Annotated in this window: 17 protein-coding genes, 1 tRNA gene and 1 pseudogene; 9 read left to right on the top strand and 10 right to left on the bottom strand. The window is 69.0% G+C overall.

Annotation, left to right across the window (positions count from 1 at the left end):
* The first annotated feature begins 70 nt into the window (after window positions 1-70).
* On the top strand, window positions 71-586 hold the full coding sequence (locus tag H4W81_RS37520) for a HEAT repeat domain-containing protein (protein WP_192779133.1): 516 nt from the start codon (window positions 71-73) through the stop codon (window positions 584-586).
* Here the strand turns inward: H4W81_RS37520 and H4W81_RS37515 are convergent.
* The gene (locus H4W81_RS37515; RefSeq protein ID WP_192779132.1) at window positions 548-1,195 is read right to left on the bottom strand and encodes an NUDIX hydrolase; all 648 of its coding nucleotides are present in this window, start codon (window positions 1,193-1,195) and stop codon (window positions 548-550) included. The genes H4W81_RS37520 and H4W81_RS37515 overlap by 39 nt on opposite strands.
* A 54-nt stretch (window positions 1,196-1,249) precedes the next feature.
* Window positions 1,250-1,945, bottom strand: a complete 696-nt coding sequence (gene nth / locus H4W81_RS37510; protein ID WP_192779131.1) for an endonuclease III — start codon at window positions 1,943-1,945, stop codon at window positions 1,250-1,252.
* A gap of 193 nt (window positions 1,946-2,138) precedes the next feature.
* Between nth and H4W81_RS37505 the strand changes: the two genes are divergently transcribed.
* Window positions 2,139-2,819: a Crp/Fnr family transcriptional regulator gene (locus H4W81_RS37505; protein ID WP_192779130.1), complete on the top strand. Its 681-nt coding sequence runs from the start codon at window positions 2,139-2,141 to the stop codon at window positions 2,817-2,819.
* Here the strand turns inward: H4W81_RS37505 and H4W81_RS37500 are convergent.
* The 4 genes from H4W81_RS37500 to H4W81_RS37485 are packed head-to-tail and all read right to left on the bottom strand — an operon-like array spanning window position 2,801 to window position 5,020.
* A complete protein-coding gene (locus H4W81_RS37500) occupies window positions 2,801-3,589 on the bottom strand; it encodes an MBL fold metallo-hydrolase (RefSeq protein WP_192779129.1) in 789 nt (262 codons plus the stop codon). The genes H4W81_RS37505 and H4W81_RS37500 overlap by 19 nt on opposite strands.
* Window positions 3,586-4,386 (bottom strand): NUDIX hydrolase, encoded by an 801-nt coding sequence (locus H4W81_RS37495; RefSeq protein ID WP_318782261.1) that lies wholly within the window; start codon window positions 4,384-4,386, stop codon window positions 3,586-3,588. The genes H4W81_RS37500 and H4W81_RS37495 overlap by 4 nt, the downstream gene beginning before the upstream one ends.
* 26 nt (window positions 4,387-4,412) lie before the next feature.
* A complete protein-coding gene (locus H4W81_RS37490) occupies window positions 4,413-4,868 on the bottom strand; it encodes a RidA family protein (RefSeq protein WP_192779128.1) in 456 nt (151 codons plus the stop codon).
* The gene (locus H4W81_RS37485) at window positions 4,865-5,020 is read right to left on the bottom strand and encodes a Sp36 family protein (RefSeq protein WP_183652343.1); all 156 of its coding nucleotides are present in this window, start codon (window positions 5,018-5,020) and stop codon (window positions 4,865-4,867) included. Before H4W81_RS37485 ends, H4W81_RS37490 begins: the two co-directional genes overlap by 4 nt.
* 296 nt (window positions 5,021-5,316) lie before the next feature.
* Here H4W81_RS37485 and bagA point away from each other — a divergent pair, with 296 nt between their 5' ends.
* The gene (gene bagA / locus H4W81_RS37480) at window positions 5,317-6,321 is read left to right on the top strand and encodes an ATPase BagA (RefSeq protein WP_192779127.1); all 1,005 of its coding nucleotides are present in this window, start codon (window positions 5,317-5,319) and stop codon (window positions 6,319-6,321) included.
* Window positions 6,318-7,451: an ATPase BagB gene (gene bagB / locus H4W81_RS37475; RefSeq protein WP_192779126.1), complete on the top strand. Its 1,134-nt coding sequence runs from the start codon at window positions 6,318-6,320 to the stop codon at window positions 7,449-7,451. The genes bagA and bagB overlap by 4 nt, the downstream gene beginning before the upstream one ends.
* A 50-nt stretch (window positions 7,452-7,501) precedes the next feature.
* Here the strand turns inward: bagB and H4W81_RS37470 are convergent, their stop codons facing one another.
* On the bottom strand, window positions 7,502-7,798 hold the full coding sequence (locus H4W81_RS37470; protein WP_148036282.1) for a WhiB family transcriptional regulator: 297 nt from the start codon (window positions 7,796-7,798) through the stop codon (window positions 7,502-7,504).
* A 243-nt stretch (window positions 7,799-8,041) separates the two neighbouring features.
* Between H4W81_RS37470 and H4W81_RS37465 the strand changes: the two genes are divergently transcribed.
* The gene (locus H4W81_RS37465) at window positions 8,042-10,282 is read left to right on the top strand and encodes a transglycosylase domain-containing protein (protein ID WP_318782260.1); all 2,241 of its coding nucleotides are present in this window, start codon (window positions 8,042-8,044) and stop codon (window positions 10,280-10,282) included.
* A gap of 159 nt (window positions 10,283-10,441) precedes the next feature.
* Here H4W81_RS37465 and H4W81_RS37460 read toward each other — a convergent pair whose 3' ends face one another.
* Window positions 10,442-10,894, bottom strand: a complete 453-nt coding sequence (locus tag H4W81_RS37460) for a GatB/YqeY domain-containing protein (protein ID WP_192779124.1) — start codon at window positions 10,892-10,894, stop codon at window positions 10,442-10,444.
* A gap of 30 nt (window positions 10,895-10,924) precedes the next feature.
* On the opposite strand from H4W81_RS37460, the gene H4W81_RS37455 reads away from it, so the two are divergent.
* The 4 genes from H4W81_RS37455 (at window position 10,925) to H4W81_RS37440 (ending at window position 14,022) form a co-directional block, all read left to right on the top strand.
* A complete protein-coding gene (locus H4W81_RS37455) occupies window positions 10,925-11,818 on the top strand; it encodes a metallophosphoesterase (protein WP_192779123.1) in 894 nt (297 codons plus the stop codon).
* A 63-nt stretch (window positions 11,819-11,881) separates the two neighbouring features.
* Window positions 11,882-11,955: transfer RNA gene (locus tag H4W81_RS37450), tRNA-Pro, on the top strand.
* 438 nt (window positions 11,956-12,393) lie between these two features.
* Complete coding sequence (locus H4W81_RS37445; protein ID WP_192779122.1) at window positions 12,394-12,720, top strand: SCO4225 family membrane protein; 327 nt, start codon at window positions 12,394-12,396, stop codon at window positions 12,718-12,720.
* A gap of 426 nt (window positions 12,721-13,146) precedes the next feature.
* On the top strand, window positions 13,147-14,022 hold the full coding sequence (locus tag H4W81_RS37440; protein WP_192779121.1) for an SGNH/GDSL hydrolase family protein: 876 nt from the start codon (window positions 13,147-13,149) through the stop codon (window positions 14,020-14,022).
* Here the strand turns inward: H4W81_RS37440 and H4W81_RS50240 are convergent.
* A pseudogene (locus H4W81_RS50240) lies at window positions 14,003-14,275 on the bottom strand (D-alanyl-D-alanine carboxypeptidase); the annotation flags it as partial. The gene H4W81_RS37440 and the pseudogene H4W81_RS50240 sit on opposite strands and share 20 nt — an antisense overlap.
* An 18-nt stretch (window positions 14,276-14,293) precedes the next feature.
* On the bottom strand, window positions 14,294-15,184 hold the full coding sequence (locus H4W81_RS37430) for a CHRD domain-containing protein (RefSeq protein WP_192779119.1): 891 nt from the start codon (window positions 15,182-15,184) through the stop codon (window positions 14,294-14,296).
* Window positions 15,185-15,344 lie beyond the last annotated feature (160 nt).

Raw genomic sequence — 15,344 nt, 5'->3', positions numbered from 1 at the left:
GTATCCACCGGGACGGTCAAGCGTGCACGTCTTCGGCTACGACGGCCCCGGCGGCGGAAATACCCTCTAAATGATGCGCGATCTCATCGAGGCAGCACTTGGCGACACCGATCCCGGCGGCCCCGTTCGCTGGCATGTGATCTCCACGCTACAGGAACGGGGCGATCTGGAGACCTTCACGGAGGCCAGGCGGCTGTGCGCGGGGCAGCAGGTCGCCGAACGCCTGCTGGGCATCGACATCATGGGCCAGCTGGCCACCTTCAAGGACAGGGCGCTGCCCGTGCTGCGCTTCCTGGCCGCCAGCGAGGACGACCCCATGGTGCTCTTCTCCGTGCTGATCGCCTTCGGCCACCTCGGCGACCCGCGCTCCCTGCCCTCGGTGATCGAACTGTCGGGCCACCCGGATGCCAGGGTGAGGTACGGCGCCGCCTACGCGCTGCCGAACGTGTGCGGCCGGCCGCCCGATCCGACCGGGCTCGCCGCGCTGCGCGCGCTCATGCGTGACAGCGACGACGACGTGGCCGACTGGGCGACGCTCGGGCTGGCGCTAGCCACGGGCAGCCAGGTCGAGGACGTCGGGGGGTAGGTCCTCCACCCTGCCGGTGTCCCACGGCCGCTCCAGGCCGCCTTCGCGCAGCACCGCGTCGAGCACCATCGCGGTGAACCCCCACACCAGCAGCCCGCGCACCTTGAAGGCGGGAGCCTGGTGCCCCGTCGGGGTGCGCAGGATGATCCGGTTGGCCGGATCGACCAGCTCGGCGATCGGGACCCGCTCCACGGACTCGACCTCGTCGGGAGCCGCGGCGTAGTGCGCGGAGGGCGTGTGCCACCAGCCGATGACAGGGGTGACCCGGTTGTCGCTGCGCCAGACGAACAGCTCGGGGAGGGTGCAGAGCACCTTGACCCCCGCGGGATCGATTCCCGTCTCCTCGGCGGCCTCCCGCAGCGCCGCGCCCACGGGCCCGCCGTCCTCGGGATCGACGCCGCCGCCGGGAAAGGCGGGCTGGCCCGCGTGCCTGCGACCGCGCGAGCTGCGCTGGATGAGGAGCAGGTCGGGGCCGTCGGGGCCCTCGCCGAAGAGCATCAGCACCGCGGCGGGCCGCCCGCCACGAGCGGGCGGGCGCAGCCCTTGGGGGACGGGGGTGTGGACGGCTCGGGCGGCCAGCCTGTCCAGCCATGCGGGGACGTCGGTCACGTCTGACTCCAACACATCACGCCTTTCCGGGCTTCCCTCGCCCGGTCCTGTCAGCTACGAGAAGGGACCCGACCTGACGAGCTTGGCCGCCTGACCCGTCTCGGTGGGGCCGGTGCCGTACGAGGGGCAGAGCGCCGCCAGGGGGCACACCCCGCAGGCCGGCCTGCGGGCGTGGCAGATGCGCCGGCCGTGCCAGATCACCCGGTGCGAGAACACGGTCCACTCGCGCTTGGGGATCAGCTCCCCCACCACCCGCTCGATCTTCACCGGGTCCGCCTCCTCGGTCCAGCCGAAGCGCCGCACCAGCCGCTGGAAGTGCGTGTCGACGGTCAGACCCGGCACGCCGAAGGCGTTGCCGAGCACCACGTTGGCGGTCTTGCGGCCCACTCCGGGCAGGGCGACCAGGTCGGCGAGGCGGCCGGGCACGACGCCGCCGTGCTTCGCGGATATCGCCTGGGCCATCCCGATGATGCTGTTGGTCTTCGCCCTGAAGAACCCGGTGGACTTGATGATCTCTTCCATCTCGGACGGGTCCGCGCCTGCGTAGTCGTCGACGGTCGGGTACTTCGCGAACAGCGTGGGCGTGACCATGTTGACGCGCTTGTCCGTGCACTGCGCCGACAGGATCGTGGCAACCAGCAGCTCGAGGGGGTTGGTGAAGTCGAGCTCACAGTGCGCGTCGGGGTAGGTCTCGGCGAGGATCCTGTTCATCCGTCGCGCCCGCCGTACCAGCGCCAGCCGGGTCTCCATCCCGCAAGCGTATGGCCAGCGGCTACGTGCGGGGGAAGCGATCCGTTGAGTAACGCTTTGTCGCGTTCAGTCCGTAAACTCCGTCCAGGGAACTTCGTGGCGACCAGCAGGTGGCGTCCCCTTGAGCCTTTTCGCATGGGTCACTCCTGACCTCTGCAGTGGGGTAGGTCACAATGGCTGCTGAGGAGGCAGAGTGAACACCGAAGACGTGCTGGGCAAGGCCCCCCTGTTCGCCGCGCTCGACCGCGAGAGCGCCGCCGCGCTGCGCACGAGCATCACCGAGGTTCAGCTGTCCAAGGGTCAGACCCTGTTCAGCGAGAACGAGACCGGTGACCGGCTCTACGTCGTTCTCGACGGCAAGATCAAGCTGTCGCGCACGGCCCCTGACGGCCGCGAGAACCTGTTGAGCGTGCTCGGGCCGAGCGAGATGTTCGGCGAGCTGTCACTGTTCGACCCACGCCCGCGTACCGCGACCGCCTCCGCGCTGACCGATGTCAGGCTGGCCGGGCTCGGCCACGACGACCTGCGGCCATGGCTGACCGGCCGCCCCGAGGTGGCGCTCCACCTGCTGCGCGCGCTGGCGCAGCGGCTGCGCCGCACCAACGACGTGCTGGCCGACCTGGTCTTCACCGATGTGCCGGGACGCGTGGCCAAGGCGCTGCTCGACCTGGCCGAGCGCTTCGGCACCAAGACCGACGACGGCCTGCGCGTCCACCACGACCTCACCCAGGAGGAGCTGGCGCAGCTGGTCGGCGCCTCGAGGGAGACGGTCAACAAGGCGCTGGCCGACTTCGCTCAGCGCGGCTGGCTGCGCATCGAGGCCAAGGCCGTGGTCATCCTCGACATGGAACGGCTCTACAACCGGTCCAGGTAGTCGAGCTGGGCGCGCACGGACATCTCGGCGGCGAACCACAGTGCCCTGTCGACGTCCGCGTAGACGATCTCCACGATCTCGCGCGGCGTCGTGGCGCCTGATGCCCTCGCCGCCCTGATCTGGTCGAGGCGCTCGCGCCGGTGGGCGATGTAGCCGTCGAGCGCGTGCAGCGGGTCGGCGAGCGCGGGCCCGTGTCCCGGCAGCAGCGTCTCGGCTCCCAGCTCCTCGGCCGCGGCGCGCAGCCGGTCGAGCGTGCGCAGGTAGTCGGCCAGGTTCCCGTCGTGGGCGATCACCGTCGTGCCCCTGCCCAGCACGGTGTCGCCGGTCAGCATGGCGAGATCCGCGGGCAGCCAGAAGCACAGCGAGTCGAACGAGTGCCCCGGCGTGCCGTACACCCTCAGTTCCAGGCCGCCGACCTCGATCACGTCGCCGTCGGACAGCCCCTCGTCACCCAGCCGGTGCCGCGGGTCGAGCGCCCGCACGGGCGCGCCGACCAGCTCGGCGAGGCGTCCTGCGCCGCCGCTGTGGTCGTGGTGGCCGTGCGTCAGCAGGATCTGGACGACCCTGCGCCGACCCAGGTGCCGGACGATCCGCTGGAGATGCGCTTCGTCATCGGGGCCGGGATCGACGACGACCACCTCGTCCGTGCCGATCACCCAGGTGTTGGTCCCCTCCAGGGTCATCTCCGAAGGGTTGGGCGCCAGCAGGTTCTCCGCGTGGTCGGTGCGGATGCCGTCGGGGCCCGCCAGCGGGAGGTACAGACCGCTCATGCCATCAGCCGCATCTCGCCGTCGATCTCCACCGCTCGGGGCATGATGCGGACGATCTCCCGCTCCGCCGCCATGACCTCCTCGACGCTCCCGAAGGCCGAGAGCTCGGTGAGCGTGCGGTGGGTCGGCGGCATCAGGAAGAACTCCCCGCCCAGGGCCTCGGCCGGACGCCGCCACACCACCTTGTCCGCCTCCCCGCCCACGTCGCGGGTGCGCTGCCCCTCGGGGAGCACCGCGACGAAGAACCTGGTGTCGAACCTCTTGACCTCGATCTCCGGCGTGATCCAGTGCGCCCACGGCTTGAGCAGGTCGGAGCGGAGCACCAGGCCGCGCTTGCCGAGGAAGTCGGCGAAGGCCAGGCTCCTGTCGATCAGCGCGACCCTGTCGGCCTCCCAGTCGTCGCCGGTGGTGTCGGCGACGACCGTGTCCTCTCCCTGACCCGCAAGGAGCACCCCCGACTCCTCGAAGGTCTCCCGTACAGCGGCGCACACCAGGCCCCTGGCGGTCTTCTCGTCGGCGTTGAACACCTCGCCCCACTCCTTCGGCGAGGGCCCGGCCCACGCGACCGCGTGGTCGGTGTCGCGCGGGTCGACCGAGCCGCCGGGGAAGACGTACGCGCCGGCGGCGAAGGCCATGCTCGCCTTGCGTCTGAGGAGGTAGACCTGCGGACCGCGAGGGCTGTCACGCAGGATCACCACCGTGGCGGCGTCCCTCGGGGGGACCGGCTGGACCCGTCCGGCCAGGATGTCTCGTGCTCGCTCGCCGAACTCACCGGGCAGCGGGATGCCGTTGTCCACATGACCTCCTCCAGAACATCACTCGGTTATACCTCCGCGATCAGCTCCACTTCCACTGGGGCGTCCAGCGGAAGCACGGTGACGCCCACCGCGCTGCGGGCGTGCACGCCGAGGTCGCCGAGGACGTCTCGCAGCAACTCGCTGGCGCCGTTGCCGACCTGGGGCTGGGCGGTGAAGTCGGGCGTGCTCGCCACGAAGACGACGACCTTGACGATCCTCTTGATCTTCGACAGGTCGCCGATCTGCGACTTGACCGCGGCCAGGGCGTTGAGCGCGCAGATCTTCGCCAGCTCGCGAGCCTCCTCGAGGCTCACCTCCGCGCCGACCTTGCCGGTCTGGGGCAGCTTGCCGTCGACCATCGGGACCTGGCCCGAGGTGTAGACGTAGTCGCCGCTGCGCACGGCCGGGACGTAGGCCGCCAGCGGGGCCACGACCTCGGGCAGCGTCAGGCCGAGCTCGGCCAGCTTCTCCTCGGGGGTCATGCCTTCTCCCTCTTGAAGTAGGCGACCAGGCCCTGGCCGTCGGGACCCTGCACGATCTGGACCAGTTCCCAGCCGTCGGCGCCGAAGTTGTCGAGAATCATCTTGGTGTTGTGGATCAGCACCGGGGCGGTGAGGTACTCCCATTTCTTCATGAGGGCCAGCGTAGTGACCCACCCACGACCACCGCCCACGCACACCGGCCACGCGCCGCCGCCCCCGGAAAAACCCAAGAACCCCAGCCCGCACCATCCACCCGGCACGCCCCCGCACGCGGGAGATGGCGAGGTCTTCGAGGAATGGACCCACGTCCCTAAGAACCCAAGAACGCCTGCCCCCATCCCACCCGCACGTTCGCGCACGCGGGTGGAGCTCGCCATCCCCCGGTGGGGGCGGGGTTGTGAGCAATCTCAAAGAGGGACACAAGTAACCGTTCGGTAGCCTGGCAGATGTGACGGCAAGGGACACCGATTGGGACGGCGTGCGGCTGCACGTCGTGACCGGTAAGGGCGGCACGGGCAAGACGACGGTGGCCGCCTCGCTCGCCCTCGCGCTGGCCTCGGGCGGTCGCAAGGTCCTCCTCGTCGAGGTGGAGGGCAGGCAGGGCATCGCCCAGATCTTCGACCTGCCGCCGCTGCCGTACGAGGAGCGCAAGATCGCTGTCGCCCCCGGCGGGGGCGACGTCTACGCGCTGGCCATCGACCCCGAAGAGGCCATGCTCGAGTACCTCGAGATGTTCTACGGCATGCGCAGGGCGGGCCGCACGCTGGCCAAGATGGGCATCGTCGACTTCGCCACCACCGTGGCGCCCGGCTTCCGCGACGTGCTGGTCACCGGCAAGACGACCGAGGCGGTACGGCGGCGCGGCAAGAACGGCAAGCGCGTCTACGACGCCGTCGTGCTCGACGCCCCGCCCACCGGCCGCGTCACCCGCTTCCTCAACGTGACGCAGGAGGTGGCCGGCCTGGCGCGCGTGGGGCCCATCAAGAACCACTCGGATCTCGTGAGCGGAGTGGTGAAGTCTCCCGAGACGGCTGTCCACTTCGTGACGGTTCTAGAGGAGATGCCGGTTCAGGAAACTCTCGACGGCATTACCGAATTGCGCTCGGCAGGTCTTCCCGCGGGTGGAATCTTCATCAACATGGTCCGTGAATCACTGCTTCCGCAGGCGACACTTGACTCCGCTGTCAAAGGACGATTCGACGCGGGCGAGATCGCGCTCGGGCTCAAGGCGGCAGGCCTCGCGGACGGCGCCGGCGACGCCTCTGCCGTGGCGGACGCCCTGGCAGCGGAGGTCGTGGAGCACGCCCGCCGTACCGAACTGGAGAAGACCGAGCGCGCCTCGCTGATGGCGGCGGCGGTCCCGTGCTACGAGCTGCCGTTGCTGGCCGACGGCGTGGACCTGGCGGGGCTGTACGAGCTGGCCGAGGCCATCTGCACCAAGGGAGCGGCATGACCAGGGTCCCGCCCGTGCTCGACGTCGACGCGATCCTCGACGACAGGGGCACCCGCATCGTCGTGTGCTGCGGCTCCGGCGGCGTGGGCAAGACCACGACCGCCGCGGCGCTGGGGCTGCGCGCGGCCGAGCGGGGACGCAGCGCGGTCGTGCTGACCGTCGACCCCGCCCGCCGGCTGGCCCAGTCGATGGGCCTGACCGAGCTGGACAACACCCCACGCCTGGTCCACTCCTCGGGCGAGGGCCAGCTGTTCGCGATGATGCTCGACATGAAGCGGACCTTCGACGAGATCATCGAGGCGCACGCCGATCCGGAGCGGGCCCGCCAGATCCTGACCAACCCCTTCTACCAGTCGCTCAGCTCCAGCTTCGCCGGCACGCAGGAGTACATGGCGATGGAGAAGCTCGGCCAGCTGCGCCGCTCGGACGAGTGGGACCTGATCATCGTCGACACGCCGCCCTCGCGCTCGGCACTCGACTTCCTCGACGCCCCCGAGCGCCTCGGCCGCTTCCTCGACGGGCGCTTCATCAGATTGCTGATGGCGCCGGCCAAGGCCGGAGGGCGCAGCGCCTTCAAGCTGCTCAACGCCGGCTTCGGGCTCGTCGCGGGCGCGATGACCAAGCTGCTGGGCGCGCAGGTGATCAAGGACCTGCAGACCTTCGTCTCCGCGCTCGACGCGGTCTTCGGCGGTTTCAGGCAGCGCGCCGAGATGACCTACAAGCTGCTGCAGGCGCCCGGCACGGCCTTCGTGGTCGTCGCCGCGCCCGAGCGCGACGCGATGCGCGAGGCCTCGTACTTCGTCGAGAGGCTCGCTGAGGAGCGCATGCCGCTGGCCGGGCTCGTGGTCAACCGCGTGCATCTCTCGCCCGCAGCAGGGCTTTCAGCGGCGCGCAGCGCGGCCGCAGCGGAGGACCTGGAGTCGAAGGGCGAGCACGAGCTGACCGCCGCCGTGTTGCGGCTGCACGCCGGACGGATGCAGCTCGCCGCCCGTGAGCACCGCGAGCAGGAGCACTTCGTCTCGGCCCACCCCACGGTGCCGGTCGCCCAGATCCCGGCCATGTCGGAGGACGTCCACGACCTCGCTGGGCTCCGCGAGATCGGCGACCTGCTGGCCCTGGCCAGGGCATGAGACACGACGGCACGGCCGGCGAGGTTCCGCCGGCCGTGCCGTCGCGACGTTCAGCCGGCGATCAGCTCGTTAGTCCGCTCGTACTCTTCCTTCGCGGACTCCAGCAGCTCACGCCATGAGTCCACATCGGGCCGCCGCCGCAGCAGCGCTCGCCGTTCCCGCTCCGTCATACCGCCCCACACCCCGAACTCGATGCGGTTGTCGAGCGCATCGGCGAGGCACTCGGTACGGACCGGGCATCCTCGGCAGATCAGCTTCGCCCTGTTCTGAGCGGCTCCCTGGACGAACAGCGCGTCCGGATCCGCACCCCGACAGGCGGCACGGGAGGTCCAATCCGTGATCCACATGTTTCGACCCCACTCCCCTTAGGTGGTCAGTCGTCATTTGGGGCCGACGGGCGCGGGCGCCGAGCCTCCGTATTCAGTTGCCGCAGTGGAGAACGTACGCAACCAGACCTTCGGGCCGACAGACCCGGCAGGACCAATTTCTCGCGAGATACTTGACCGGGAATGACTAGTCACCCCACCCAGTCAAGGCGAAATGGGCTCCAGTTACCGATTACGCCTCTCTTTCGACGTAGTCTTGGTTCCGTGCAAGCTCAGGGCAAAGACCGCTCGAACCCGTTCGTGAACGTCGTACGGCTGCTGGCCGCCGGCACCGCCGGTGGCGTGCTGACCGCCGCCATCGCGCTGCCCGCCGTGGGCGGCGTGGGCCTGACGGCCAAGTCGACGACGGAGTCGCTCTCCCTGCGACCGGAGCGGCTCGACGAGCCCCCGCTTCCTGAACGCACCGAGATCTTCGACGCCGACGGCAAGCAGATCGCGCAGTTCTACTACCAGAACCGCGAGTCGGTGAAGATCGACCAGATCGCCCCCGTGATGCGCACCGCGATCATCTCGATCGAGGACTTCCGCTTCTACGAGCACGGCGCCATCGACATCGAGGGCACCGCCCGCGCCCTCGCCAAGAACATCACGGGCGGCGGCGTGGTCCAGGGTGGCTCCTCGATCACCCAGCAGTACGTCAAGCTGGTGCAGTTCAACAAGGCCAAGACGAAGAAGGAGGCGATGGCGGCCATCGCGCCGACCGTCTCCCGCAAGCTCGACGAGCTGCGCTACGCCATGGCGATCGAGGCCAAGTACACCAAGGACCAGATCCTCGAGAAGTACCTCAACATCTCCTACTTCGGCGCGGGCGCCTACGGCATCCAGGCCGCGGCCAAGCGCTTCTTCGGCAAGCCCGCCGCCAAGCTCGACCTGTCCGAGGCCGCCACGCTGGCCGGAGCGGTGCAGAACCCGGTCCGCACCGACCCCACCCTGGGCAAGACCGCCAGGGACCACCTGATGAACCGGCGCAACACCGTCCTCGACAGGATGGCCGAGCTGGGGAAGATCACCGTGGCCGAGGCGGCCGCCGCCAAGAAGGAGAAGCTGGGCTTCAAGGGCACCAAGATCCCGGGCGGCTGCGAGGAGAGCAAGTACCCGTACTTCTGCCTCTACGTGAAGAACGAGATCCTCACCAACCCCGACTTCGGCGCCACGCCGGAAGACCGCGAGAAGCTGCTCCAGCGCGGTGGGCTGCGCATCAAGACCACGCTCGACCCCAAGATGCAGAAGGCCGCCGAGCAGGCCATCGCCAAGCGGGTCAGCACCAAGGACAAGCCGGTCGCCGCCCAGGCGATGGTCGTGCCGGGCACCGGCGAGATCAAGGCGATGGCCGCCAGCCGCAAGTTCGGCGACAACAAGAAGAAGAACGAGACCCTGATCAACCTGGCCGCCGACGGCAAGCACGGCGGCGGGGTCGGCTTCCAGCAGGGCTCGACCGCCAAGGCGTTCACGCTGGCCGCGGCGCTGGAGAACGGCTGGAAGATCGACGACGGCAACTCCACGGGCTCCTCGTACGACATCCCCACCAACGCGCTGTCGCCCTTCCGCGACTGCAAGGGCAGGCGGGTCGGCGAGACGCACAGCGTCCGCAACTCCAGTGAGGGCGGCGGCGGCTTCAAGACGCTGCGCACCGGCACCGAGGGCTCGGTCAACACCTTCTTCATGAAGCTCGAGGAGGCCGTCGGCCTCTGCAAGGTCGTCAAGGTGGCCGAGAAGCTCGGCATCAAGCGCGCCGACGGCGGCAAGCTGCAGGAGGTCCCGACCTTCACCCTCGGCGTCAACGAGATGGACCCCGTCACCGTCTCCAACGCCTTCGCCGTCTTCGCCGCCCGCGGCCAGTACTGCAGGCCGATGGCCATCACCGAGATCCGCGACCGCAACGGCAAGATCACCCCCGCCAAGCCCAAGTGCAAGCAGGTCATGGACGAGGAAGTGGCCGACGCGGTCAACGAGGTCATGTCCGGGGTGTTCACCAGGGGCACCATGGGCGAGGTCGGCGGCATCGGACGCGAGGCGGCCGGCAAGACCGGCACCACCGACGGCTACACCGCCGCCTGGTTCGCCGGCTACACGCCCAACCTGGCCTCCGCGGTCAGCGTCGGCGACCCGCGCGGCGCCTTCGAGCACGACCTGACCAACGTGACCATCGGCGGCCAGTTCTACAGCTACGTGTACGGCGCCACCATCTCGGGCCGGATCTGGAAGGACTCCATGATCCAGGCGCTCAAGGGCGTCGAGGCCCCGTCCTTCACGCCCTACAACCGCGACCGGTTCGGCGGATGCTCCAAGAGCTGCGCGCCCAAGCCGCCGAAGAAGGACAAGGACAGGGGCAGGGACCGCGGGGACGACGGCCCGTTCGGCAACCCCGACGACAACGGCCCGATCGACATCTGGGACACCGAGGGCGACGGCGGCCCGATCACTCCCGGCCGCGGCCGAGACTGACCCTTCTCACGCCGGAGGCCTGCGCGGGCCTCCGGCGCTGGTGTGTCCTACGGCTCTCCCGGCCGCCACGTCACGGCGGGTCACCGTCGCCGCTGGAGTGCCGTGATGGACGGACGGCCGGCGGTGACCGCGGTGGGCTCGGGTGGGCTTGCCGTACGGTCAGGAAAGGCGCGTGCGGACGATCTGGGCCACGCGGCCGCCCTCGGCGCGGCCGGCCACCTTCGGGTTGACGACCTTCATGACCTGGCCCATCGCCTGCGGACCCGACACGCCGAGCTCGGCGACGGCCTCGTCGACGATGCGGCCCAGCTCCTCGTCCGACAGCTGCGCCGGCAGGTACTCCTCCAGGACGGCCTGCTCGTCGAGCTCCGCCTGGGCCTGCTCCGCGCGGCCCGCGCCGCCGAACGCCTCCGCGGCCTCGCGGCGCTTCTTGGCCTCCTTGGTGAGGACCTTGAGGATCTCGTCGTCGGACAGCTCCCTGGCCTGCTTGCCCGAGACCTCCTCCACGTTGATCGCGGCCAGCGCCATGCGGATGGTCCGCAGGCGTACCTCGTCCCTGCTCTTCATCGAGGCCGACAGGTCGGCCTTCAGCTTGTCCTTCAATGCGCTCATGTGCTCCATCCTTTCAGGCATCATGAAGAGATGAGGAAAGCTGTCGCAGTCCCCTTGTCCCTGCTCGGCCTGGGCGTGGCCGGCCTCGGTTACGCCTCGGTCATCGAGCGCAACAGCTTTCGTCTGCGCCGCTTCGACGTGCCAGTCCTCGAACGGGGCCAGCGCCCGGTGCGCATCCTGCACCTTTCTGACCTCCACCTGACGCCGGGCCGGCGCATGCTCATCAACTGGGTGCGCTCGCTGGGCTCCCTCGAGCCCGACCTCGTCGTCAACACCGGCGACTCCATCGCCCACGTCGACGCGGTCCCCGCGCTCATGCACGCCCTCGAGCCGCTGCTGTCGCGTCCTGGCCTGTTCGTGTACGGCTCGAACGACCTGTACGCGCCCAAGCCCAAGAACCCGGTCCGCTACCTCTGGCGCACCTCCAAGGGCGAACGCCGCCAGCACGTCCCCTCCCTGCCCTGGCGCGAGCTCGGTGAGGGCATGGCCGCCGAGGGCTGGCTCGACATGAACAACACCACGGCCCGCATCAAGGTCGGCGACCTCGACATCGCCGTGGCGGGCATCCACGACTCCCACATCGACCGCGACCGCTACGACCTCGTGGCCGGCCCGGCCCCCCGCGACGCCGACCTCCGCCTGGGCGTCATGCACTCCCCCGAACCACGCAACATGAGCCTGTTCGCCGCCGACGGCTACCAGCTCCTGCTGGCCGGGCACACCCACGGCGGCCAGCTCTGCATCCCGTTCTACGGCGCCCTGGTGACCAACTGCGGCATCGACAGGGCCCGCGTGAAAGGACTTCACCGGCACGAGTCGGCCTGGCTGCACGTGTCGGCGGGGCTCGGGACCTCCCCTTATGCCCCCGCCCGCTTCGCCTGCTTCCCCGAAGCTTCGCTGCTGACGTTGGTACCGCGCCGCTGAGGCGTCACACGCACCCCCGAAGTCCGCTAGACTCGTGCAGGCACGTGCAAGACGGGCGTGCACCGGGGTGTAGCGCAGCTTGGCAGCGCGCTTCGTTCGGGACGAAGAGGCCGTGGGTTCAAATCCCGCCACCCCGACCCAGTTAGACCAGGTAGAGGGCTTGATCCGCAAAGCGGGTCGGGCCCTTTTCCGTTTCTGGAAGTCGATAGGAGCCAATCGGGGAGCCATCTCACTCGGACTCAACCCGTCGGCCTGTCGCCGAAGACGGTGTTCATCGTGCGAGGACCTTTGGTGATCACCGGCTTGAGCTGGTGCCGGTATGCGGTCGTCCCCGAACAGGCAGGCACCAAGGGCATGCCGACGCGGATGGCGCTCGGCCTGCGCAGGACGCGGGAAGCGAGCAGCGGTGAGCAACGCGCGGCCTGGTGCGTGAGCAATCACCGCTGCCATGGTGTGCCCGGCAGATCAGGCCAGAGGACTTCCGTTACGAGCTCCGGGGGCGATTCATCGTCCCAACGCCTGCGACTGGGCCCGGACGCGTACTTGGATGGCCTTCCTTCGACAGAGCGGCATTCATGAGATCGGTTCGTAACGCATATCGCCATATCGCCGGGTACAAGCGGGGCAAGCTAGCCGTGGCGCTCAGCGGGTCCTACATCCTGCTCATTATCGGTGTGAGGCTCTTCGTGGAGATCTCGGTCCGGCTGCCGGACAACGACGGCCTGGCCGGCGTCTGGCTGTTCGTGGTGACAATGCCGCTGTCCTGGCTGGTAACGCTGATCGCGCCAGACCTCGCACCGACCACGTTCCTGTTCACTCTGACCACGGCCGGCGTGTTCCAGGCATCCGTGCTGTACTCCGCGGTACGCGGAAAGAAGATCGCGAGCAAGCCGGAAAGCTGACCGCTGTTCATCAGCCGGGAGCCTATCCGTTCGACGGTCAGCTTGCTGAGGTCAGCGGGTTCGGCACGAGTTCCGCCGTTCAGCGCATGCCGCCGCAGCACATCACGCACCGCGGCGTCGAACTCCGGCCTCGCGCGTGGGCTCGATGAGCCGGCCGCCCATCTCGAACCCATGACGTCCGGCCGCCCAGCGCCTGGGCGCCCCCAGAAGGTACGCGCGAAGCCCCGCGCCGGCCGGGCGTACGGATAGATCCGGTGTCCCGCTCTGATCAGCAGTGAGCGCCGACTGAACACCCGTCTGATCTGTGAAGTGATCACCGCTCGGTGCGATCATCTGCGTCCGGCCGTCACAGGCAGCGCATGGCGCTCCGACGACGCCCCATTGTCTCGTTCACCCCCGGACACACCATTGGAGCAAAGAACCCTCATGACCGGACATATCCGCATGCGATTCGCGCGGGGTATCGCGACGACGGCCGCAGTGGTCAGCGCCTCGATCTCAGCCACCACCGGCATCGCCGTCGCCGAGACCGACGGCACGGCCGGTACGACCGTCACATCCCGCTACGTCGCCCTCGGCGACTCGTACGCCTCCGGCACCGGCCTCAGCGAGCAACAGGACTCCCAGTGCGCGCGCTCCGCCCGGAGCTGGCCAGCGTTGCTGGCCAAGGTCTACAAGTCCTCGTTCAAGAACGCCACCTGCACCGCCGCCACCACCCGCAGCATCTGGAACCACCAGGGCAGCAAACCGCCGCAGGCCAATTCCCTGTCCGCGGACACGACGCTGGTCACTCTGACCATCGGCGGCAACGACATCGGCTTCTCGGAGATCATCGCCACCTGCGTCTCGCGCGCCTCGAGCGACCGCAACGGCAGCCCGTGCCAGAAGCACTACGGCGACCAGCTAAGACAGCGGATCGAGAAGCTGTCCCCCCGGATCGGGGCGGTCCTGCAGGACATCAAGCGGCGTAGTCCCCGCGCACGGGTCGTGCTGGTCGGCTACCCCTCGCTGCTACCCGCCAACGGCGCCGACTGCAAGTGGGAGTCCGTGCCCTTCGCCAAGGGCGACATCCCGTACCTCGACCGCACCGTCTTCCAGCTCAACGAGATGCTCAGGCAGCAGGCGGCGTGGAACAGCACGACCTACGTCGACCTGTACACGGCCACGAAGGGCGCGGACATGTGCCAGCCCGCGAACAAGCGGTTCATCGAGCCCGTGGTGCCCCTCGGCGCCATGTCCGCCCACCCCAACCTGACGGGGCACGTCATGATGGCTGCCCAGATCAGCAGGAGCATCGGCTAGAAGACTTGCTGGTGCCGGATTCCCTTTGCCGGGAGTCCGGCCCCCGGCCGAAGCGGGAGAGCCTGATCGCAATGACTCCTCCACCGGCTTGACGAGGTGACCAGGTCCTGGTTGAGGACGAAGGAGAAGGCGATCGTGCCGCCGCCGAGGTGAGGAGTCTGGCGAGGGACGCGGGGATGAACAACTTGTCCGCGTCCCTCTGGTAGAGCAGTTCCGCCGTGGCCGCGCTTCTGATCACACACCCGATGCGGGCCCCGGCGAGCCGCGCCCGCTACCAGCCGCCCTTGGCGAGCTGGCCGCGGACCGCGCCGTCAGGGAACTCGGCGGTGTGCAGATTCGTGTACCAGTTCTTCGGGCTCTGCTTGATGCCCTTGATGATCGAGGACGATGCGTTCACGCTGCCTGCGACGCCGGTGACACCCGCCGGCAGCCCGCCGGACGCGGCGAAGAAGTCCACCGCCACAGGGCCGTTCTTGCCCTTCTTGCCCCGATGCAGGTGGGCGTTGGTGGGCGCTCCGATGCCCTGCCAGAGGGTGGCGAAGTGGACTTTGGTGCCCTTCAGCCAGACGAGCCAGACGGCCACGCCGCTCTTGTCCCCGACCTTCTTGCCCGGCTCGCGTACTTCCTGTTCGGCGTTGGCCACGGCGCTGAACGCGGTCTTCGCACCCACGTCCAGGAGCGAGTCGAGGTCCACCTTCGGCACCCGCCTGAGCTGGGCGCGTACGGCGCCGTCGGGGAACTCGGCGGTGTGCAGGTTGGCGTACCAGTTCTTGGGGTTCTTCGCGATGCTCTTCAGCAGCCCGGAATCCGCACGGGCCACGCCTGCCACGGCGTTGAGCCGGCCGGGCAGCTGCTCCCCGAAGAAGGGCACAGCGACCTTGCCGTCCTTCCCCGCCTTGCCCTGGTGAATGTGGAACGCGGTCGGGGCCTCGGTACCACGCCACTGGACGGCGTACTCGATCTTGTTCCCGGTGATGTGGAACAGGGCGATCGCCCCGCCGTCCTTGTCGCCCGTCCCTACCTCGTTGTCCCCGAGCAGGGTAGCGGCGAGGTAGACGTCCACGGCCGTCCCCGCGGTGGCCGGTGTCGCCATCAGGCAGCCACTGGCCATGACCGCGGTGGCCACCACGGCGATCGCGCTCGAACGGTTGAACTTGACCATCAGATCCTCCCTGACGTCACGCCTTGTGACGCCGCGCCAAAGCATCGGATGGCGAGTTGCTCACTTACCAGGCCACTCGCTGTCAACTGCTGCCCGTTCCGGCCCTTCGAGGGGCGCCACCTGGACATCCAGGGCCGACCTGGATCGCCGATCGCGGCGG

It is taken from the genome of Nonomuraea africana (assembly GCF_014873535.1).
In the GTDB taxonomy this organism is placed as follows: Bacteria; Actinomycetota; Actinomycetes; order Streptosporangiales; family Streptosporangiaceae; genus Nonomuraea; species Nonomuraea africana.
Note: the sequence above shows the minus strand (reverse complement) of the source record. Positions and strands in the feature narration are given on the sequence as shown.